The 21,300-nt window shown below is 43.5% G+C and carries 24 protein-coding genes and 2 pseudogenes; 18 read left to right on the forward strand and 8 right to left on the reverse strand.

What is annotated here, in order from left to right; genetic code table 11:
* The first annotated feature begins 421 nt into the window (after window positions 1–421).
* On the forward strand, window positions 422–1,582 hold the full coding sequence (gene tnpB, locus GVY04_17365; GenBank protein ID NBD17829.1) for an IS200/IS605 family element transposase accessory protein TnpB: 1,161 nt from the start codon (window positions 422–424) through the stop codon (window positions 1,580–1,582).
* Window positions 1,583–1,671: 89 nt separating this feature from the next.
* Here the strand turns inward: tnpB and metE are convergent, their stop codons facing one another.
* On the reverse strand, window positions 1,672–4,029 hold the full coding sequence (gene metE, locus GVY04_17370) for a 5-methyltetrahydropteroyltriglutamate--homocysteine S-methyltransferase (protein ID NBD17830.1): 2,358 nt from the start codon (window positions 4,027–4,029) through the stop codon (window positions 1,672–1,674).
* 151 nt (window positions 4,030–4,180) lie between these two features.
* Between metE and GVY04_17375 the strand changes: the two genes are divergently transcribed.
* From GVY04_17375 to GVY04_17390, 4 genes are all read left to right on the forward strand, one after another.
* Window positions 4,181–5,098 carry a LysR family transcriptional regulator gene (locus tag GVY04_17375; protein NBD17831.1) on the forward strand — a complete coding sequence of 306 codons (918 nt, stop codon included), beginning with the start codon at window positions 4,181–4,183 and terminating at the stop codon, window positions 5,096–5,098.
* A gap of 228 nt (window positions 5,099–5,326) precedes the next feature.
* A complete protein-coding gene (locus GVY04_17380; protein NBD17832.1) occupies window positions 5,327–6,364 on the forward strand; it encodes a GTP-binding protein in 1,038 nt (345 codons plus the stop codon).
* A 16-nt stretch (window positions 6,365–6,380) separates the two neighbouring features.
* Window positions 6,381–6,731 (forward strand): phosphoribosyl-AMP cyclohydrolase, encoded by a 351-nt coding sequence (hisI, locus tag GVY04_17385; protein NBD17833.1) that lies wholly within the window; start codon window positions 6,381–6,383, stop codon window positions 6,729–6,731.
* Between the two features lie 228 nt (window positions 6,732–6,959).
* Window positions 6,960–8,075, forward strand: coding sequence for an IS630 family transposase (locus tag GVY04_17390; protein ID NBD17834.1), 1,116 nt, complete (start codon window positions 6,960–6,962; stop codon window positions 8,073–8,075).
* Between the two features lie 249 nt (window positions 8,076–8,324).
* Here GVY04_17390 and GVY04_17395 read toward each other — a convergent pair whose 3' ends face one another.
* Window positions 8,325–8,603: a type II toxin-antitoxin system Phd/YefM family antitoxin gene (locus GVY04_17395; GenBank protein NBD17835.1), complete on the reverse strand. Its 279-nt coding sequence runs from the start codon at window positions 8,601–8,603 to the stop codon at window positions 8,325–8,327.
* Between the two features lie 280 nt (window positions 8,604–8,883).
* Between GVY04_17395 and GVY04_17400 the strand changes: the two genes are divergently transcribed.
* The 8 genes and pseudogenes from GVY04_17400 (at window position 8,884) to GVY04_17435 (ending at window position 13,914) form a co-directional block, all read left to right on the forward strand.
* Window positions 8,884–9,072: a hypothetical protein gene (locus GVY04_17400; protein ID NBD17836.1), complete on the forward strand. Its 189-nt coding sequence runs from the start codon at window positions 8,884–8,886 to the stop codon at window positions 9,070–9,072.
* Window positions 9,050–10,987: a threonine--tRNA ligase gene (locus GVY04_17405; GenBank protein NBD17837.1), complete on the forward strand. Its 1,938-nt coding sequence runs from the start codon at window positions 9,050–9,052 to the stop codon at window positions 10,985–10,987. The genes GVY04_17400 and GVY04_17405 overlap by 23 nt, the downstream gene beginning before the upstream one ends.
* 120 nt (window positions 10,988–11,107) lie before the next feature.
* Complete coding sequence (folE, locus tag GVY04_17410) at window positions 11,108–11,749, forward strand: GTP cyclohydrolase I FolE (protein NBD17838.1); 642 nt, start codon at window positions 11,108–11,110, stop codon at window positions 11,747–11,749.
* 561 nt (window positions 11,750–12,310) lie between these two features.
* Window positions 12,311–12,784, forward strand: a complete 474-nt coding sequence (locus tag GVY04_17415) for a phosphoribosyl-AMP cyclohydrolase (protein NBD17839.1) — start codon at window positions 12,311–12,313, stop codon at window positions 12,782–12,784.
* 62 nt (window positions 12,785–12,846) lie between these two features.
* Complete coding sequence (locus GVY04_17420; protein NBD17840.1) at window positions 12,847–13,101, forward strand: hypothetical protein; 255 nt, start codon at window positions 12,847–12,849, stop codon at window positions 13,099–13,101.
* 27 nt (window positions 13,102–13,128) lie between these two features.
* Window positions 13,129–13,515 carry a DUF1636 domain-containing protein gene (locus tag GVY04_17425; protein NBD17841.1) on the forward strand — a complete coding sequence of 129 codons (387 nt, stop codon included), beginning with the start codon at window positions 13,129–13,131 and terminating at the stop codon, window positions 13,513–13,515.
* Window positions 13,500–13,640: pseudogene (locus GVY04_17430) on the forward strand (GTP cyclohydrolase I FolE). The gene GVY04_17425 and the pseudogene GVY04_17430 overlap by 16 nt, the downstream one beginning before the upstream one ends.
* Before the next feature lie 121 nt (window positions 13,641–13,761).
* Window positions 13,762–13,914 (forward strand): chlorophyll A-B binding protein, encoded by a 153-nt coding sequence (locus GVY04_17435; GenBank protein NBD17842.1) that lies wholly within the window; start codon window positions 13,762–13,764, stop codon window positions 13,912–13,914.
* A gap of 153 nt (window positions 13,915–14,067) precedes the next feature.
* On the opposite strand, the gene GVY04_17440 is transcribed toward GVY04_17435, so the two are convergent.
* From GVY04_17440 to GVY04_17450, 3 genes are all read right to left on the reverse strand, one after another.
* Entirely contained in the window at window positions 14,068–14,457 is a 390-nt protein-coding gene (locus GVY04_17440; GenBank protein ID NBD17843.1) for a PIN domain-containing protein, read from the reverse strand.
* Window positions 14,458–14,462: 5 nt separating this feature from the next.
* Window positions 14,463–14,690, reverse strand: a complete 228-nt coding sequence (locus GVY04_17445) for a hypothetical protein (GenBank protein ID NBD17844.1) — start codon at window positions 14,688–14,690, stop codon at window positions 14,463–14,465.
* A gap of 90 nt (window positions 14,691–14,780) precedes the next feature.
* A complete protein-coding gene (locus GVY04_17450) occupies window positions 14,781–16,412 on the reverse strand; it encodes a ferrous iron transporter B (GenBank protein NBD17845.1) in 1,632 nt (543 codons plus the stop codon).
* A 122-nt stretch (window positions 16,413–16,534) separates the two neighbouring features.
* Between GVY04_17450 and GVY04_17455 the strand changes: the two genes are divergently transcribed.
* The 5 genes from GVY04_17455 (at window position 16,535) to GVY04_17475 (ending at window position 19,743) form a co-directional block, all read left to right on the forward strand.
* Complete coding sequence (locus GVY04_17455; GenBank protein NBD17846.1) at window positions 16,535–17,659, forward strand: NAD(P)-binding domain-containing protein; 1,125 nt, start codon at window positions 16,535–16,537, stop codon at window positions 17,657–17,659.
* 147 nt (window positions 17,660–17,806) lie between these two features.
* Window positions 17,807–18,073: a hypothetical protein gene (locus GVY04_17460; GenBank protein NBD17847.1), complete on the forward strand. Its 267-nt coding sequence runs from the start codon at window positions 17,807–17,809 to the stop codon at window positions 18,071–18,073.
* Entirely contained in the window at window positions 18,074–18,445 is a 372-nt protein-coding gene (locus GVY04_17465) for a type II toxin-antitoxin system PemK/MazF family toxin (protein NBD17848.1), read from the forward strand.
* 162 nt (window positions 18,446–18,607) lie between these two features.
* Complete coding sequence (locus GVY04_17470) at window positions 18,608–18,973, forward strand: metalloregulator ArsR/SmtB family transcription factor (GenBank protein NBD17849.1); 366 nt, start codon at window positions 18,608–18,610, stop codon at window positions 18,971–18,973.
* A 155-nt stretch (window positions 18,974–19,128) separates the two neighbouring features.
* Window positions 19,129–19,743 carry a cation transporter gene (locus tag GVY04_17475; protein NBD17850.1) on the forward strand — a complete coding sequence of 205 codons (615 nt, stop codon included), beginning with the start codon at window positions 19,129–19,131 and terminating at the stop codon, window positions 19,741–19,743.
* Window positions 19,744–19,781: 38 nt separating this feature from the next.
* On the opposite strand, the gene GVY04_17480 is transcribed toward GVY04_17475, so the two are convergent.
* The 3 genes and pseudogenes from GVY04_17480 to GVY04_17490 form a co-directional block, all read right to left on the reverse strand.
* On the reverse strand, window positions 19,782–20,195 hold the full coding sequence (locus GVY04_17480) for a tetratricopeptide repeat protein (GenBank protein ID NBD17851.1): 414 nt from the start codon (window positions 20,193–20,195) through the stop codon (window positions 19,782–19,784).
* An 84-nt stretch (window positions 20,196–20,279) separates the two neighbouring features.
* A complete protein-coding gene (locus GVY04_17485; protein NBD17852.1) occupies window positions 20,280–20,894 on the reverse strand; it encodes a Uma2 family endonuclease in 615 nt (204 codons plus the stop codon).
* A 69-nt stretch (window positions 20,895–20,963) separates the two neighbouring features.
* Window positions 20,964–21,213, reverse strand: a pseudogene (locus GVY04_17490) (SidA/IucD/PvdA family monooxygenase).
* Window positions 21,214–21,300 lie beyond the last annotated feature (87 nt).

Raw genomic sequence — 21,300 nt, forward strand, 5'->3', positions numbered from 1 at the left:
CAGTTTAATTGAGGAGGTTATAGAGATTATTTATAGAGGCTAGCATATTCAATGTAGAACTCATCGGCTCTCTCGCAAGCGACCCCGGCGCCGCGAGCTTGGTGGTGCGACACAGGTTCGGCATGGGCTGCTTCGTGTTCATGCTCATCGCTCGTGTGCTCGTGCTCACGGATTTGGCCCTCTTGCCGAGCGATCTGCGCTTCGTGAGCGGCACTATATGACACTATGATTATTTAATCGTTGCCATACACCACCCTTTTTATAGAGAGTCGCCGCAAAACCAAGCGTCTTTAGACCTTGGATATAAGGTGAGGATGAGTTGAGGGATTCGATATCCCGTAGGACAAAGTCCGTGCGAAGCAAACGAACAAACTCAATTCGTTTGTGATATAATTATACCATACCATAACAACTTTGATAAATGTTGAAAGCGTATAAATACAGAATCTATCCAAATCAAGAGCAACAAGTCTTGCTTGCCAAGTCTTTTGGCTCTTGTCGATTCTTTTTTAATTACGCACTCAATTTAACATCTCAAACTTACAAAGAAACGGGAAAAGGATTAAGTCGAAATGAAATCATTAATCTTCTCCCCGCGCTAAAGAAAGAATATGAGTGGTTGAAAGAACCTCCTTCACAGGCTCTTCAACAAGTCGCTCTTAATTTGTCAAGTGCCTTTCTCAACTTCTTTGAAGGTCGAGGAAGGTATCCTCGGTTTAAGAAAAAACAGAATCGTCAATCAATCCGACTTCCTCAAGGTTGTAAGTTAGAGGATGACTATATTAGACTTCCCAAAATTGGAAAAGTTTTCTGTAAAATTTCTCGTCAACCAACAGGAAAGTTAAAATCTGTAACTGTTTCTCAAACTCCATCAGGTCAGTATTACGCTAGTTGCTTGTTTGACAATGGTGCAGAGAATCCAAAACCAAGTATTGAAGGAAAAGTAGTTGGAATTGATTTGGGAATTTCTGATTTTGCTATTACCAGCGATGGCTCTAAACATGGTAGTCCTAGTTACTATCGTAAGCACGAGCAAAAACTAAGTAAAAAACAGAAAGAACTAAGTCGTAAACAGAAAGGTTCTAATAACCGCAGAAAGGCACGAGTCAAAGTAGCTAGAGTCCACGAGAAAATAACAAGATGCCGTGAAGATTTCCTCCACAAACTAAGCCGTAATTTAGTTGACGATAACCAAGTCTGCGTGGTAGAAAATTTAGCGGTTAAAAACATGGTTAAAAACCCTAAACTAGCTAAATCAATTAGCGATGCTGGTTGGGGGCAATTTCTAACCATGCTCAAATATAAGTGCGAGTGGGAAGGGAAAACCTATGTCGAGGTTGACCGTTTCTTCCCTAGCTCTAAAACTTGTCATCACTGCTTGCATCAAGTGGACTCACTACCTCTGGAAATTAGACATTGGGAATGTCCAAGCTGCGGAACTCAACACAACAGGGATATTAACGCAGCGAAAAACATTCGAGATGAAGGATTACGGATTTTGGCGGTGGGGCGCATCGCTACAGCTTCTGGACAGAGAGTAAGACCAGCTAAAGGCACTGCTTTTAGTGGCATCGCTGGATGAAGGAAGAATCCCACGTGCTTTCAGCCGTGGGAGTCGTCAAGCTAAATTGCCCCAAATCGCAGGTTCGCTACTTTAGGACTAACAACTAGCTATTTGGAGGCCGTAGCACGAAGTTTTACTGCGGTCTCGACCATGTTGGTGAGCGAAGGCTTCACTTCCGACCATTGACGGGTCTTGAGGCCACAATCTGGGTTGACCCAGAGGTTCTTACGGAGGATCACGGCTTCCGCTTTTGACATGAGGTTACTCATTTCATCGGTGGCAGGGATCCGTGGTGAGTGGATATCATAGACCCCTGGACCAATCTCATTGGGATACTTGAAGTCCACAAAGGCATCGAGCAACTCCATATTTGAGCGCGAGGTTTCAATCGTGATGACATCGGCATCCAGAGCGGCGATGGAGTCAATAATGTCGTTGAACTCGGAGTAGCACATGTGAGTGTGGATCTGGGTATCATCCTTCACGCCACAGGCACTGAGGTGAAAACCCTTCACCGCCCAGTCGAGATAGTGATCCCACTCGCTCCGGCGTAGGGGCAGACCTTCGCGGAAGGCTGGTTCATCGATCTGGATGGCGGCGATTCCGGCGGATTCGAGGTCCACTACTTCATCGCGAATGGCCAGGGCGATCTGATGGGCGGTGACAGAGCGCGGCTGGTCGTCGCGCACGAAGCTCCACTGGAGGATCGTAACTGGGCCGGTGAGCATCCCCTTCATCGGGCGATCGGTCAGGGATTGGGCATACTCAGACCAGTAAACCGTCATGGGCTTGGAACGGCTGACATCGCCAAAAACAATCGGCGGCTTCACGTAGCGAGTACCAAAGCTCTGCACCCAGCCGTTGCTGGTAAAGGCAAAGCCTTCGAGATTTTCGCCAAAGTATTCCACCATGTCATTGCGCTCGAACTCGCCGTGAACGGGCATATCGACTCCGATCTCGTCCTGGAAAGCAACGCATTTGGCAATTTCTTCCTTCAGGAACTTGTCATAGTCCGCATCGCTGAGCTTCCCTTTTTTCCACTGGGCGCGTGCTTGGCGTACTTCTTTGGTCTGCGGGAACGAGCCGATGGTTGTGGTCGGGAATTCTGGCAGATTCAGCTTGGCTCGCTGCTTGGGTTGGCGTTCGGCAAAGACCGAGGCGCGATCGAAATCGCTGGGCTTAACTTCAGCAAGGCGCTTTTGCACGGCATCATTGTGGATACGCTTGCTGGACTTCCGGGATGCAGCGGCGGCACGGTTGGCTTCAAGGGCCTCCGCACTGCCAACCTCATCGAGAAGCTGCCGGAGTTCGGTGACTTCCGTGAGTTTTTCGTCGGCAAAAGCCAGCCAATTTTTTAGCTCGTCATCGAGCTTTCGTTCGTTTTGCAGGGTAACGGGCGAATGCAGAAGTGAGCAGCTAGGTGCGACCCAGAGCCGATCCGCACCAACAGCGGCCTTGGCCTTCTGCAAAACGTTTAGTGAAGCATCGTAATCATTTTTCCAGATATTGCGGCCTTCGACGATGCCTGCAGAGAGAATTTTGTTTTGTGGGAAGGTTGCCAGAACAGTGTCGAGATCTTCCGAACCCCGCACGAAGTCAAAGTGCAAGGCATCAACGGGCAGCGCCAGGTAGTCGTCAAGATTATCTCTCACGCCACCGAAATAGGTGGTGACGAGCAACTTCGCTGAGCCTTTGGCCTTGGAGAGGCCATCATATGCCGCCTTCAAAGCATCACGCTGGCGATCGCTCAGATCGGTGGAAACAATCGGTTCGTCAAGCTGTATCCACTCCGCCCCTGAGGCTGCAAGCTTACCGATAATCTCTTCATAGACGGAGACAAGGTTATCGAGGAGGGTCAACGGCTCAAAGTCCGGGTTTTTAGAATCCTGCACCTTGCCTAGGGAGAGATAAGTTACGGGGCCGACAAGCACCGGCTTCGGGTTAATCCCCAGCGCCTTGGCTTCCGCAAATTCATCGAAGACTTTGGTATTGCTAAGAGAAAACGTTGTGTCCGCCCGAAACTCAGGCACAATGAAGTGGTAGTTCGTGTCGAACCATTTTGTCATCTCACTGGCGAACGTGGAAACCTTGCCCGTTTGGCAGTCCTTCTCGTCTTCAACCAAAGAAGCACCGCCCTGGGTACCACGAGCGATGGTGAAAGCGGTGTTAATATCCGTCTGCCCGCCTTGCCATTGGAAGCGCGGCGGCACATTGCCAAGCAGGCAGCTCATGTCGAGCACTTGGTCGTAAAAGGAGAAGTCGTTGACCGGGATGAGATCGATGCCGGCAGCCTGTTGCTTCTTCCAGTTGGTTTCACGCAAAGTCTTCCCTGTAGCGAGCAGCTCGGAAAGAGGCAGGTCGCCTTTCCAGTAGGCTTCCGTCGCCTTTTTCAATTCACGCTTGGCTCCGATGCGAGGGTATCCCAGCGAATGTGTTTTGATTGTGGTCTTATTACCTTTACTCATAGAACTTAGCTCCGATGTGAGGGTATTCCAGCAAATTTGTTTTGCTGTTTTCTTTGTTGCTTATGGGCATAAAAATTACGATACCAGTCTTGACCGATGAATAAAAATGGTATTTACTCATAGAATAATGAGTGAAATTCATGGAAAGCTAATGACATTTCTCGAACGCAGCCACTTAGAGATCATCCGCGCAGTTGAACTGCATGGGACTATGACCGCCGCCGCAAATGCGCTACACCTGACACAATCAGCACTGAGCCACAGCATGGGTAAGCTGGAAGATCAGATGGGGGTGAAGCTTTGGCATCGGAAAGGACGCAGCCTTCGCCCCACCGAGGCGGGGAAGTATTTGCTGACCACTGCCAACCGCCTGATTCCCCAGTTCGTCCACACAGAAGAACGATTAGGACAGTTCGCTCGTGGTGAGCGGGGAACATTACGAATTGGTATGGAGTGCTACCCCTGCTATCAGTGGCTACAGAAAATCATCGCCCCCTACTTGCGCGCCTGGCCGTTGGTGGATTTTGAGGTCAAACAGGAGTTCCAATTTGGCGCAATTGGTGCGCTCTTCGCCCATGAGATTGATATGCTGGTAACACCCGATCCGCTGCGAAAAAATTTATTGCACTTTGAGCCGGTCTTTAACTACGAGCAGGTTCTAGTAGTTCCTTCAGATCACCCGCTTAAAGACAAGGCTCACGTCATCCCCAGGCAGCTTGGCGAGGAAGTGCTTTTCACCTATCCAGTTTCCCAAGATCGCCTTGATATCTACACCCGCTTCCTCACTCCGGCAGGCAGGACGGTCAGAAAGCAGAAAGTGGTCGAGAGCACGGACATGATGTTTCAAATGGTCGCCTGCGGACGCGGGGTGGCGGCTCTGCCACGATGGCTAGTCGAGGAATTCTCTGAAAAATATCCTGTGTGTGCGGTGCGACTGGGTCCCAACGGTGTCCAAAAGCAAATCTTCTTGGGCGTCCGTCGAAGCGATCTCGAAGTTGATTATCTCAATGCATTTATTGAACTGGCTCGTAACTACAGTGAGCCTCCTTCAATAGATCCAGATTGTTGATGAGAAACAGACGGGTAACTAATGGTTGACACAAGGCGGTCTAAATATACGGTTTGTCACGAAGTGCAACTTGACTCTTCTTCACTCCTGCTGACTCTTCATGACAAGTGGCATCTCATTAATTCTTGATGTCGCTTGTCTTCCTTCCCCCAAAATTGCCAGGAGTAATAATCCCTGCTAGACTATGAGAATGATTATCGTTCTTGCTTGCAAACACACAATCTAACCATGAATAGCACAACCAAAGAACCACTCATTCCCAAGCGGGGATTACCTGTAACAATCATCACTGGGTTTTTGGGGAGTGGGAAAACGACACTCCTCAACCACATTTTAAGCAACAATCAGGACTTAAAAGTTGCCGTTCTTGTTAATGAATTTGGCGACATTAACATTGATAGTCACCTTCTCATTTCAATTGATGAAGATATGGTTGAACTGAGTAATGGTTGTATTTGTTGTACGATTAATGATGGGTTAGTGGAAGCAGTATATCGGGTATTAGAACGCAGCGATCGCGTTGATTATCTGATCATTGAAACCACTGGAGTTGCTGATCCCTTACCGATTATTCTGACATTTTTAGGAACAGAATTGCGCGACTTAACTCGTCTTGATTCTGTTATCACTCTAGTGGATGCAGATGCTTTTACCCCAGAACATTTTGATAGTGAAGCAGCATTTAAGCAAATCACTTATGCTGATATTACAATTTTGAATAAAACCGATTTAGCGTCGTCTGAGCACATTCAAACCCTAGAAAGTTATATCTGTAGCGTCAAAGAAGGCGCAAGAATTCTTCATAGCCAAAATGCTGAAGTTCCTCTGCCATTTATTTTAGATGTTGGTTATAACGATCCAAACAATTATGGACATTTAGTTGAAGAAGAGATCGAAGAAACTGAACATGAACATCATCAGAAGCATCAGCACGAACATCATCATCACCATTCTTCCCACTTAGATAATGATGGGTTTGTCTCTATTTCTTTTACCAGCGATCGCCCTTTTTATGTGGAAAAACTAGAAGAATTTTTACAAGAGAACTTATCTAAAGATGTCTTTCGGGCGAAAGGGATTCTGTGGTTTCACGAAAGCGACCTCTGTCATATTTTTCAGTTAAGTGGCCCTCGCTTTGACATACAAGGTGAACCATGGCGCACTACACCGAAAAATGAGCTTATTTTCATTGGGCGTAATCTGAATGCTGATGAAATTCGACAACACTTAAGTGAATGTTTGGTTTCATCATTGGTTTTACAGTAACTGAGCGACAAGGAATATGAATCAAGATTTACTCTGGATCGAGCAATTAAAGTTTAATGAACAGGGATTAATTCCCGCGATCGCGCAAGACGACCAAGATCAAGCTGTTTTAATGATGGCATGGATGAACCGAGAATCCATCCAACGGACTCTCGAAACAGGAGAAGCGCACTACTGGAGTCGCTCTCGTTCAGAACTGTGGCATAAAGGAGCAACTTCAGGTCAAATCCAAAAAGTGAAAAAACTTTTCTATGATTGTGATAGTGACACGATTTTACTTAAAGTTCACCAACTGCAAAACGTAGCCTGTCACACAGGAGCAAGGAGTTGTTTCTTTAATCCAGTCAAAATCCCTGCCCTGATTTAAATCAAATGTCGTTGTTGAAGTTAACTAAACGCGATCGCGATTCTCATCTTGCCGCTAAAGTTTAATAAACAAGAATTATTGTTTTTTAATTGTTGCCATTAGCGGTATCAAGAATTTTAAGAGCGGTTTGATGATCGAGCTGATCAAATACGCGATCGCGCTCACTAATACCATTTATCAAAAGTAACTGGAGAGTTAAAATAGAAAAGACGAACTCGAATTAAGGAGATGTCAGGTCGCCCTCAGATTGAAATCAAAGAATCCGTCAAGGAGCTAAGAACATTACTCAAGCAACAAAAAACGGCTTTGAATCACGCCAAAGTACAAGCTCTTTATCTCTTGAAAATTGAAGCGACAGAAACCGTCAGATATCTAGCGGTAATGATGGGACGCTCGGAATCAACAATTCACTACTGGTTACAATTATATCGGTTAGGGGGATTAGACAAACTGTTAGAAGAACATCCGAAAACCGGGCGACCAAAGAAGCTAAAGCTTGAAACTGTAGCTAAACTTCAACAAGAATTATCCCAACCCGAAGGATTTAATAGTTATGAAGAAATTCGGCATTGGCTTTTGGCGTGTCAAGAGATCAGACTTAGTTATCCCACAGTTCATCGTCTGGTCAGGTATGAATTAGCAGGAAAATTAAAAGTGCCTCGTCCTCAACATGAATACCAACAACCGGGAGTAGTGGAAGTCTTTCGACAACATTTCCCGACTCGAATTAGAGGAATGATGGCTGAAATTAGAAAGCGATGGGGAGCAGAAGTTCCCATTACTTATTGGTGTGCGGAATGCACTGCCGCTTTCCAGCCTGAATTGTATTCAGGCTGGGTCGGCAGTCAGGACGAGACCCGATTGGGTTTTAGAACTAACCTGGGTCGCCAAATTACTCGTCAAGGAATTAAGCCTCAACAAATTTTACAGTGGCATTATGACTATTATTATCTGTATGGATTAGTTGCTCCTCTAACCGGGCAGAGTTTTTTCTATGAGTTTTCTCATTTCAATGCTCAATGCTTAGAAATTTTCTTAGAAAAGTTTGCTCAAACTTATCCTGAGGGAGTCCATATTATCCAATTAGATAATGCCCCAGCCCATCGGGCTAAAACCTTGACCTTTCCCGAGAATATTATCCTACTATTTCAACCTCCTTATTGTCCGGAATTAAATCCCATTGAAAGAGTTTGGCAACATCTCAAGAAAGACTTAAAAAATCTCAGCTTTCTTCACTTGGATGAATTGAGGGAGCGTGTGACTAATCTTTTAGATCATTTTTCAGAAGAAGTCATTCATTCTTTAACGGGTTGGAACTATCTCATTGAAGCTTTATCTCTCTAGTTACTTTTGAGAATTGGTATAAGATAACGCGTTGCACTCGGTCTGACGACCTACGCAAAACTAAAAGGCCCGATCAGGGTCAGACTCTCACTCAGTCACGGAAGAAGGCGCGATTGCATCAGTTTTTTACATCCAGAGGGACGAGGATTGCTCGATAGATTAGAGATTGCTACTTTAATTCGCTCCATTTCTTGAGTAGGAACTGATTTTAGATCCTTTTTTACCCGTCGATCAAACTCTACGCTGTAGTCACCCACACTCAACTTCTAATTCCGCAAAGAACTCATCAAAGCTAACCCGCTCTTGTTCTGAGTCAGTCATGCGCTCTTCAGCTTCTTGCAAATCAAGGTTATCTTCCGCTTGTTGTAAAAGTTTCAGAAAAAGCTCGTAGTCTCTAGCTGGGATCATATACACTGGCTCCTTATTTAGTCGACTAATAACGATATGCTCGCTTGTCCCAGCAACATGATTGAGTGTGTCAGCAAAACGATCTTTTACTTCTTCAGAAGATAAGGAACGCATTATCAAAACCTTGTACTTTATGCACTTAGCGTACCTTAATTAATCCCGATTTAGCAGTCATTTTACTTAGCTAATGGGCGATCACATTGTGCTTGCTCTGAAAACCTACGCAGAACAAAAGTTTCGATCATATTCAAAAGATGATGTACTTTGATTATTATTAATAGCTAATAATACAGTGCAGCGGACGGAAAGCGCGATCGCCTCTGCGCTCATCTACGTTATATTTCTGTGTTATTTTAATAATGATTATCATTCTTAGTCAATAGTTAGGGAGATTAATCAGATGACAACCATACAGCACTATGCAACGAACTACATCGAAAACGCCAAGGTTACTCTAATTGCCCCAACGCAAACAATTGAGGCAAAGTCAGTAGAATATTGTATTTCTAGCGGTTATGTGAAAGTAGTCACTCAAGATGAACGCACATTGATTACACACATTAGCAATGTCGTCGTTGAAGTTAACTGAACGCGATCGCGATACCCAAGTCAGCGTAAATATTCAGAATTTAAATACAGTAATAATTCTCATGGTCAGTCAAATTCACCCCTCATCCGTCCAAGAGCCAATTCCTCAAAGCGATCCGCAAACCCTGTTACGCATTCGTCATACTTGCGCCCATATTATGGCAATGGCAGTGCAAAATCTGTTTCCAGAAACCAAAGTAACTATCGGACCTTGGACAGAAACAGGATTCTATTACGACTTTGATCGAACTCAACCGTTCACCCCAGAGGACTTGAGTCAAATTGAAGCAGAAATGCGACGCATCATTAAAGCTAATTTACCCATTGTTCGTGAAGAAGTTTCTCGGGAAGAGATGCGGACTGAAATTGAAGAACTCGGAGAACCCTACAAATTAGAAATTCTGGAAAGTATTCCCACAGACGAACCCGTCACACGGTACTATATCGGTTTTCCAGACTCTATTCCTGTAGCAGAAGGAGAACCCTCTCTCTTTCAGTCAGTTCCTCCTCAAGCAAAACCCAAAAATCACGATTACTGGTGGGATTTATGTGAAGGACCTCATGTGACCTTGACTGGAGAAATTAATCCCAATGCCTTTGCCTTGGAAGCCATAGCTGGCGCTTATTGGCGCGGTGACGAAAATAATCCTCAGTTGCAACGGATTTATGGAACAGCATGGGAAACACCAGAACAGTTACAAGTCTATTTAACCCAAAAAGAAGAGGCGAAAAAACGAGATCATCGTAAAATTGGGCAAGCCCTAGATTTATTCAGTATTCAAGAAGATGCTGGTGGGGGTCTTGTGTTCTGGCATCCTAAAGGCTCAAGAATGCGTTTACTCATTGAAGACTATTGGCGTAAAGCTCATTTAGATGGAGGATATGAGTTACTTTACACGCCTCATCTGGCTAGTTTGGGTTTATGGAAAACATCTGGACACGCTGATTTCTATCAGGACAATATGTTCAAGCCGATGGAAATTGAAGAGAAGCAATATCAAATTAAACCCATGAACTGTCCCTTTCATGTGCTGACCTATCAAACTCAGCAACGTTCTTATCGAGAATTGCCGATACGATGGGCGGAGTTGGGAACTGTGTATCGTTATGAGCGATCGGGTGTCTTACATGGTTTAATGCGGGTACGTGGCTTCACACAAGATGATGCTCACATTTTCTGCTTACCCCAACAAGTGACTGATGAAATTTTAGGCGTGCTGAATCTCACAGAGCAAATTTTATCAGCCTTTGGCTTTACTCAATATGAAATTAACCTTTCCACCCGACCCAGTAAATCAGTGGGAACAGATGAAGGGTGGGAGTTAGCCACGAATTCTCTTGTTCAGGCGTTAGAAACAAAAGGTTGGGATTATGTTTTAGACGAAGGGGGCGGGGCTTTTTATGGTCCGAAAATTGATTTGAAGATTAAAGATGCCATTGGTCGGCTTTGGCAATGCTCCACAATTCAAGTTGATTTTAACTTACCAGAACGGTTTAATCTGAGCTACATGGCAGATGATGGATCGCGCCAACGCCCAATTATGATTCATCGCGCTATTTTTGGCTCATTAGAACGATTTTTCGGAGTGTTAGTGGAAAATTATGCTGGAGATTTCCCCTTGTGGTTATCACCAACACAAGTGCGATTACTGCCTGTAAGTGATGCTCAACGGGATTATGCTGTTGAGGTTGCTCAACAGTTGAAACAAGCAGGATGGAGAGTTGAAGTTGATGCTAGCGGCGATCGACTGGGGAAACAAATTCGGAGTGCTGAAATGGAAAAGATTCCAGTGGTAGCAGTGATCGGTAAGCGTGAGGTAGAAAGTGGAATGTTAAGTGTCCGCACTCGCAAAGAAGGAGAGTTAGGAACTCTTTCTGTCGCTGAACTGGTGGAAAAAATGAGCCAGCCAATTTAGTTAAATTGCAGAATTAGGCATTTAAACTTAAAATGATAATCGTTATCGTTTTATTTTGTGAAACGTGACCCACTCGATTCCATGAATCGTTGTCAATACCATTATTTTTAAGAAGACTTTATGACTTTATCGACCCAAGAATCCCCATCTCCTGCTTTACCTTCTCTAGAAACCAAAGCCCAGCCAGTGGTCTCTGAAGAAGAGATGCGCCAGGCTGTCCGAACCTTATTAATCGGGTTAGGAGAAGACCCCGATCGCGAAGGATTACTCGATACTCCGAAACGAGTGGTTAAAGCTCTTCAATTCCTAACCTCTGGCTATCATCAATCCATAGACGACTTACTCAATGGGGCGGTTTTTCACGAAGATACCGATGAGATGGTCTTGGTTCGAGATATTGATTTATTTAGTTCTTGTGAACACCATATTCTCCCTATTATTGGTCGCGTCCATGTTGCTTATATGCCCAACGGAAAAGTAATCGGATTATCGAAGTTAGCACGGATTTGTGAAATGTATGGGCGACGCTTGCAAGTCCAAGAACGGTTAACGGCTCAAATTGCTGACGCGATTGAGGGATTACTCCAACCCAAAGGAGTAGCAGTTGTCGTAGAAGCAACCCATATGTGTATGGTTATGCGAGGAGTGCAAAAGCCAGGCTCTTGGACGGTTTCTAGTGCCATGCGTGGAGTATTTGCCGACGATCCGAAAACGCGACAAGAATTTATGAGTCTGATTCAACACCCCCAAAACTTCCGATAATTTTAATCCTCTCTTTTTTCGCGTGCTGATAGGTAGAGACTGCTTACACTCTATGTCTTTACCTATTTTTCCTTCCTCTCTTTCACCGTTAATTGTAAACACACAAATTGGAGGACGCGCTTTCCTCTCCCGCAGGAGTCAGAGAGCGCGAAGAAAATATGAATCCCCTATTTACCGCCCGCACTTCCATAGAACAGGTTGAGTCTGGTTTCTTACAAAAAGTCGCCGCACGCGCCCACGCGCTTTAGACGTGGGAGATAAGGCGAGTGAGTTGAGGGCTTCAATAGCCCGAAGACGAACCAACTCAAGCAGTTGGTGTTATGATTAACTCATTAACAAGAGGCGCGATCAACCTCTCTAAAAAACGTAAGCACCCTAACCGGTGTACCAGTAAAAACAAGACAATTTAAGTTTCTAAACTGTAGGGTGGGGCGCACCCAAACCGTATAATCAACGCTTTTGGAGAGAATTCCCTCTGGAGCTAAAAGAACTCGTTTCTGGAAGCTGTAAGGTGTCTCGATGAATTAAGAATCCAACGCGCTTTTAGTCGTTGGAGCGTCAATTGCTCCCAAATTTGATACCAATGGTTTGATTCCAGTAGTTACCACCGATGTCAACACAGGAGAATTGCTGATGCACGCCTATATGAACGAAGAGGCGTTAATTAAAACCATTGAAACGGGAGAAGCTCATTATTATAGCCGTAGTCGTCAGCAGTTATGGCATAAAGGTAAGGACGCGACCCCCGAATTCGATTCGGGGGCTTGTGTCGTCCGTCAATCTAGTGGATTGGTGCAAAAACTACACCAGTTAGCGATTGATGACGACCAAGATTGTCTGTGGATGCAGGTTAAAGTCGCTGCTTCAGGAGCTAGTTGTCACGTAGGTTATCGTTCTTGTTTTTATCGCTGTATTCCTACGGGAAAAAGTGCTATTGATTCCCAGCAACCAATTCAGTTAGTGTTCACGGAAGAGGAGAAAACATTTGACCCGAAAACAGTTTATGGTGATGCGCCCAACCCGACACAATTGTAAATTTAGCGAGTCGCTTTAATTAACAAAAAATCTAGTCTGCCCAATTTGCACTGGTAAAGCTAATGGATTTCTTTTCTCGAACCAATTTCAAGGCCGATCCTGCAAAAGTCCAGCAAGTCAAAACTTGGCTAACTGAAACTTTAAGTCTAGACGAAAAAGTCACTATTTCTTTAAATCAATTAACCTGCCATGAACCAAGTTGTCCGCCCATTGAAACAGCGATTGTCATCATGGAGAAAGCTCCAAAGCAATACAAAATTCATAAATCAATTGCTGAAATAGAGCGAACGGATATAGAGCAATTAATTGAACAATAAATAGTAAAATATCAAACTTTAATTAAGATGAGCAAACACACTATATTTGTCTGTAGCTCCTGTGCTTTTTCTCTTCAACAAAAGGATTATTTAGGACAAAGAGGCGGAAAACATTTATCCGATCGCTTAAAAGAATTACGAACAAACTGGCAATACAAAGATGAATTTATCATTCAAGAAGTTAGTTGTCTGAGTGCTTGTAATCGTCCCTGTGCTGTGGCTTTTGCTGCACCTAATAAAACTACTTTGATGTTTGGTGATTTGCCACCGATGACCAGTCCCTCTTCTATCTTGAGATTTGCCGAACAATACTTTGCTAGCAACGATGGACTCATTAAACGTCAAGACCGCCCAGAAGTTTTACAAAAAGGAATTTTAGCCCGTATTCCCCCCTTACCCCCAACGGAAAAGTGATCGGATTATCGAAGTTAGCACAGATTTGCGAAATGTATGGGCGACGCTTGCAAGTCCAAGAACGCTTAACGGCTCAAATTGCTGATATGATCGAGGGATTACTCCAACCGCAAGGGGTTGCCGTTGATCTTTCACCGTTAATCATTTAACCGTTCTCCTCCTATTGGATGATTGCTCCTTTGACAACCTTTGTTTACAATTATTTACATATCGGATTGAACTACATTCTTAAATCATCAAGAGGTCATCATGGAAGAAAATCGTAACGACTTTAAATTTGGTTTCAACACCTCCGCAGAAAACTGGAACGGTCGCTTAGCCATGATCGGTTTCATCTCTGCTATTTTTATTGAACTGCTTAGCGGTCAAGGTGTCCTTCACTTTTGGGGACTTCTGTAAACTCTATTTTAGTTAATTGAGGAGGGCATAAATCACTCCTCTCTCACTCTCAAATTAAGTTGTTAAGCTACTATACTAAAGTGCTGGGTAAGTATGTATTTACCCAGCTTTTGCTTATTGACAAGTTAGCTGCGATCGCGCTTGCTGTATTTTTCAAGTTACAAGATTTAACTGAGAAATACGTTTATAATGGCGTATATTGTTACTCACTAAAATCAAATTTTCTGTCAAGGCAATACTGGCAATTAATAAATCAAAATCAGCAACTGGAGTTCCTTTTTGTTTTAAGTCTGCTTTAAGTTGACCAAAATACTTCAAAGACGTTTGACTTAAATTCAAGACAGGCAACGATTGAATGAATTTTTCAGCAGCTGCTAAATTTTCATTGATTTTTGTTGAGTTATAAGCTCCAAAATACAACTCAGCAACAGTGATAACGGAAATGGCAATTTCTGAGTAACCTACTGCTAAGACGTTTTGCTTAACTGCTTCCCGTCCTTTCAGCCAATAAATACAAGTATCAGTATCAAGAAGATATTTCACAAGCCCTAGGTTTCTTGGCGACTACGATTAGTATAAATTTCTTCAATGATTATTTGGTCAGTTTTATCATCTTGCCAAGTTCCAAAGGTTTCTAACAAGGACAATTCAGATTTAGTTGGAGGAAAATTCATTTCTTCTCTCATTTTTCGATTAACAATGGCTTCAATCACTTTTTCCAATTCTGACAGAGTTAAATCAGTAACATTTTTAGTTGGGTTATCTTGGCTGTCCATTTTGATCATCTCACTTACCATAGGAGTTCCTGCTATTATTGTAAGTTAGCTGGAAAATGGCAACAGTCAAGCTACTGTCTGCGAATAAGATTACAAGCCAATCAAGATTCCGCCCCAAGCCAAGAGTACAGAAAAACCGATCGCTGCGATTGCTTGTTGGGCAATTAATCGTAAAGCAAATCTGAAAGATTGTTCTCGTGCGATTGTCAAAACCGTGACTAAACAGGGCAGTAAAACCCCTGCCAAATAGACTCCAGTTAGAATCTGCAAAGGCGTTAAGACAGAAACGGTATCAGCTTGAGCAAAGAGCAACAGTCCATCTTTGCGAATGGAAGCTAAAATGATGGGTAAGGAAGCCTCAGCCGGTAAATTAAAAGCTCCCATAATGGGATTAATGACCGTAGCAAGAGCAGAAATTACCCCTAGTGCATCCAAAACTGACGCGATAAGGGTAATCATAATGAAAATGGGAATTGCGTTGGTGAGAAATTGCTGAATACTCATGCGAGCTTCTCGCCAAATTTCTAAAAGTCTCGGTCTTTCTAAAAAAATCTGGTGTTCAATCATTAATTCATTGTGGGGAGAGCGAGCGATCGCAGGAGAACAAATACGAGCATAAATGAGAGTCGTAATTGTCAAATAAAGTAAATAAGGGATGACCAGCCATTGGAGCTTTGCCGCACTGAAAACAGCTAAAGTTGCGCCAAACTGATAAGAACAAGCAGAACCAAACGCGATCGCGCTGATGCAAGTTTGACGGGTGCAGCCAGAACAGGAACGGGTACTAATCACTGCTGGAACATTGCAGCCAAATCCCATCATCACTCGCACTAAGTCTCGACCTGATAGCCCAAAGGGACGTAGCAGAGGATGCAGGGCAATGGTTAATCGTTCCAATAACCCACTGGCTTTATAAGCACCCAACAGCAAAGCGTATAAAATGACCGTTGGCACTGCCCAGACAAAGAGGAGAGGCCCCATGGTTACTAGACCATAAGACCCGATAAGTATCTCTTTGAAGAGGAAAGGCAGGGCAGAGAGAGCGGTAATAATCGGGTCAAGGAGGGTTGCTACTAACGGATCTACGACCGCAGCAAAGGCATTAGCCCCCCAAACCGCAATCACCGCAGGCAGTAGGAGAAGCGCGATCGCGCAGAGCCAACCCCAGTCAGGATTCTCCAACCAAGTCGGGGCAGGTTCAAGTGAAGCGTGAGTCTCCCTCGGTCGCCAGTGCTGAGGAAATAGAGAAGGGGTTTTCAATGCTGTGAAGATGGCTTCTCGGTTTTTCTCCCTTAAATTTCGGGCATTCACTGGAATAATCGTTAAGCCACCCGCTTCTTGCCAATTCTCAACTGTTAAGTCAGCCCCAGCTTTGATTTTATCCCAAAATGTCATCACCACAATTCCTTGTTTTCCAGTAACTAAGGGCAGTAAGTCCCGTAAATCTTCTGCTGCATGAGTTGCTTTGACTACCAATATCACTGTTTCATTTGCTTCAAGTTGGGCAAGAGTCCCTTGACTGGTTTGGCAATCAGAACGGTAAAGGAGTCCTGGCGTATCAATAAACTGATAATCCTTGGTTTCATAAGTTTCACAAGTCACAGTCGATCCGCGAAAGTTAGCGCTGTAAGCGGTTTGAGCAGTGAGAGCAGAAATCAGTTGGGATTTCCCTGTACTTTCTTTCCCAAGGAGCAAAATTGTGCGTTGAGTTGTGCGGGGCATGGCAATTGGATAAAAATGATAATCATTATCATACTAACTTTTGACACGACTTTTTTCGATTAAGATTTATTTGATTTGCCATTGCTGATAAAATGAGAATGATTATCGTTTTAGAGGTGGGAATGGTTAAAACAAAAATCAATCAAGCTGTCGATATTGTCATTGTCGGTGCTGGGGCTGCTGGTGTTGGCTGTAGCGTTGTTCTCAAAGAGTTGGGAATCGAAAACTTTATGATTTTAGAACGACACCAAGTCGGCGCTTCTTTTACTCGCTGGCCAGAGGAAATGCGCTTTATTACTCCCTCGTTTCCCAGTCATGGCTTCGGCTTGTTAGACCTTAATGCAATAGCCCGCAAAACTTCTCCTGCACTGGCTTTCAAGCAAGAACACTTAACTGGAAAGCAATATGCCTTTTATCTACAAACCGTTGCCGATCATTTTGAGCTTCCTGTACAAACAGAAACTGAAGTCCAAGCTGTAACTCCCTTACCGCAAGGTGGGTTTTCTTTAGAAACTTCTCGCGGACGGATACAGTCACAGTTTGTTATTTGGGCAGCAGGAGAATATCAGTCTCCGAAACTGAACCCGTTTCCAGGAGCAAGTGAGTGCTTGCATAATTCCCAAGTTCGCTCTTGGCAAGACTTAGAAGGGGAAGAATTTATTATCATTGGCGGTTATGAAAGTGGCATCGATGCTGCTTCCAATTTAATTGCCTTGGGAAAAAACGTGGGAATCATCGATCGCGGTGAACCTTGGAATAATGATCATCCCGATCCCAGTATTGGTCTCTCTCCCTATAGTTTGCAACGCCTAGACTATGTTTATCGTACAGGACGCTTGCAACTGGTGGGAAATACCGCCGTTGAACAAGTGGAAAAAATCCCGACTGGGTATGTTGTTTATAGCCATGCCCAAAAATGGTTGACCTCTCACCCTCCCATTCTCAGCACGGGCTTTGATACTAGCTTGAAGCAAATTGCATCCTTGTTTGATTGGTCTGAAGGGTATGCTGCTCTCAATGAGCATGATGAATCGACCATCACTCCAGGTTTATTTGTCATTGGCCCTTCGGTCAGACAAGGAAATTTGATTTTTTGCTTTATTTATAAGTTTCGACAACGGTTTGCTGTGGTTGCTAGCGCGATCGCGCAACGTCTGGGAATTGATACGACTCCCTTGGAAACTTATCGCCAAGAAGGACTGTTTCTCAATGATCTTTCCTGCTGTGACAATGACTGTGTTTGCTAAGAGTAATATCAAACTTATGAGTTAGACTATTATCTGAATCTTAATGCCGATCAATAGATTGAAACTGTTTATGGGCAGGGTTGGGGTATCGCATTAAACCCGATTAAAATTGAAGATAGCAAAATTAAATTGACTTAATTTAAAATTATGCCAAGTTCAGAGTTAACACTAGAACAACTTATTGCTTTAGTGAAACAACTATCACAGGAAAAAAAACAAGTAGTTTTTTCTGCACTTTATGATGATTTAGTTGCAGATTATTCAAACTTAAAGCCAGACTCAGAAACTCAAGAATGGCTAGAAGCCAATTTAATTGATGAACTTCCACCTTATGAATGGGAAAACGACAGTCCTTCAGAAGGGAAGCCAGTGCGTTATGATCCCAACTTGGGTTTAGTTGTTGATGAGGATTAACTGTTGTCTAGAAAACTGCAAGCAGGTGATTTAATTCTGGTTAGCTTTCCTGTTCATCAACCTAAAGGACGTGAACAAGAAGGTAGAAGACCAGCAGTTATTGTTGGTTTACCAAAAGGAAAAGTGCGCTACCCTGTAATTTTAATTGCTCCTCTGACCACTCAGTCTGGCTCTTGGGTAGAAAATAATCCGACTCTTTATCCTAAACTTAACGCTGGTATAGGTGGACTGTCTAAAAATTCTGTTGTATTACTTGATCAAATTCGGGCTGTTGATGTTAAGCGTGTAATTTCTTACTTAGGAAGTTTATCCCCTAGAGAGTTCAAGAAAATTTTAGAGGGCTTAGAGTCAATGTTTGATTTTGAGCCTTAAAAAAATCATCATCCATTAGTTTTTATGGTTTCTGTATTTACTCAAAGAAGGAACTTCTTTTTAGATTACCTTCAAAGAATATTGATCGATGAGAGTATGTTTGCGTCTAGCCGTATCAAACTCATAAGTTAGACTATTACTGATATCCAACGTAAAAAACTCATGGCAAAGGAAAAAGCGACTGATGTTTGCCAAACTTTTTGTTTCGAGACTGAGAGGGTAAACAACGCCCTCAGCACAATGCTGAGTGATGAAATCTTAGAAGAAACGCAAATCCTTTTTAGTGCTTTAGCCGATCAATCACGCCTAAAAATTCTCTACGCTCTCAGTAACGGTGAGGAACTCTGTGTGTGTGATATTGCGACGATGCTCGGAGTTAAGGTGGCAACCGCTTCCCATCAACTCCGCAAACTGCGCGATCTCAAAATTTTGAAATATCGTAATGAAGGAAAATTAGTTTATTATTCCCTGCGAGATCAGCGAGTGATTGATATTCTTAACTTTGCTTTAAGTCAAATCATCATCTGAAGAAGACTGAACTTAATGTTTATCTTTTCTTTATTCTTTTTCCTTCAAACGTTCATTTGAATGTTATAGCATTAAACCAGACATCGAAGTAGTTGGGATGAAACGTTTGTCTCAACGTTCAAATACTTGCTTGAATGTAATAAGGAAGAGGGAAAATGGCTGACCAATGCTGTCAAGGGAAAACTCAAGCGCTCGAAAAGCTAAAAGGACGACAAAAGCGAGTCCTCTGGATAGTTTTAGCCATCAATGCTGTGATGTTTTTTATCGAATTTGGCGGAGGGGTACGCGCCCAAGCGCTCTCGCTAACCGGTGACTCTCTGGATATGCTGGGGGATGCGTTGGTATATGGGAGCAGTCTCTATGTGTTGAATCAAGGTCGCAAAGCACAAGCGAAATCAGCTTTATTGAAAGGGGGAATTATGTTTCTCTCCGCGATTGCAGTATTTGCGCGAGCAACCTACCAGCTTTTTGTCGGAGGAATACCGAATGTTCATCTCATTAGCAGTATCGGTTTATTGGCTCTAGGAGGCAATCTGATCTGTTTGTATTTACTGACTCGTCACCGCAACGACAACATCAACATGAGTGCGGTTTGGCTGTGTTCTCGCAATGACATTATCGCCAATACATCGGTTTTAGCGGCTGCAGGTCTTGTCTTTCTCACCCACTCTCCCCTTCCTGATTTAGTCGTTGGACTATTGCTGACAGTGGTTTTTGCCAAATCAGCAGGAAAAGTCCTTTCTCAAGGATGGAGAGAACTGCAAGGTTAAAAGTTTATGGAGGGAGACTGATTAAGAGTCTGTTAAAATTAAGACGTAAGTGTATAGATGACACCTGTTTTGCCCAATCGGGGATAATCGGTTTTCCCGCCCCCACTGCTAAAACCACTCGTCGCGCTGTCAGAATTTCTCCTGTGGATAGGTGCAGTTGAAATTTGTGCTGAAGGGGAGCAAGACTTAGTACCCGCGCGGGATATACTGTATCTTGTAACTGCTTCTCGATTATATAGCGCTTGGGGATGTTCAGGCGTTTGCGCTAAGACTTGATTGTAATTTTTAATTGCCTCTGAATAGTTGCCGCTGCGATAATAGGATAAACTGCGCCATAAGTAAGCCTGAGTCAGTCTGGGATTTTGTGGCAAGGCTGTAGAACAATCTGCGATCGCGCGATCAGAGTTTCCTAGATTGAGATGAGCAAAACAACGATACTGCTTTGCTTTAATGACATACTAAGCGGAAGTCCTAATGATCTTTGTCATCCTCAGTAGTAAATCTGCAAAGATGAACTATCTTCAACTGCTTTGATCTTACGCCCCCGCAGCAAACACCTGTTTTGCAGTTAAATTTAATTCTGGAAACGTTGGGGAGATAATATGCTCACTGCCCCGAAACTGTTGTGCCTGATACTCGCCATCGACCAATTGATATACGGAAAATGTCGGTTGTTTGGGCGATCCAATGTAGCGTCTTCCTCCTAGTCCCAAGTAATCAACAATCCAATATTCTCCAATCCCTAATGCTTCATAGTCAATTAGCTTGTGTCCATAGTCGTCTCGCCAGTTGGTACTCACAACCTCGATCGCAACTCGTACTGATTTTCCTAAAGTAATGGTTGATCGCTTTTTCCAGAAGGGCTCATCTTCTAGTGCTATCTTATCTAGAATCATCAGATCAGGGTTATAAGCAGTTTTATCAGTATTAATAGGCTTAATTACTGCTTCTAGGGGGATAATATACGGCAACTGTAACCGTTTAATTTCAAACCCCAATTCAAGGGATAAAAACCCACCTACTTGTCCATGTGTTCCTGTTGGTCGCATTTCAACTGGTACTCCATTGCGTAATTCATAGCGACCATAGCCATCTGGATACCAATCCCAAAATTCTTCAAGGGTCATCAGTTGAGGAACTGCTTCCACCATTGTTCCTAAACTCCTATTGGAAAATCACTATCAACTTTAGCTTAGCAAGAAAGCTATCTTATCTGTAATTCAGTTACAATGCCAATCTCCTTCATTACTTAGGGGGGTACTGAGATGAAGATGATGGGGAGAAGGCAATCGCAGATGGGAAATCTGAAACGCACCAAATTGATGATGCCATTACTGCATCCACCTCCTTTGAGGGCTCGAAAACCATCAAACGATTCCGCATCGACTTTTTCTTCTGCAACAGATGTGTGACAAGGGTTAAGGCTTGGGGTCCCACGCCAATAATGGCGATGTCGATTGAAGTCTTCATGATGACAAAATAGAGCTTTTATAATAAGATGATAATCATTCTCATATAAAAAACAACATCAGCTATGTTTTTCCAGCATCGATCGTC

Source organism: Cyanobacteria bacterium GSL.Bin1 (genome assembly GCA_009909085.1).
In the GTDB taxonomy this organism is placed as follows: Bacteria; Cyanobacteriota; Cyanobacteriia; order Cyanobacteriales; family Rubidibacteraceae; genus Halothece.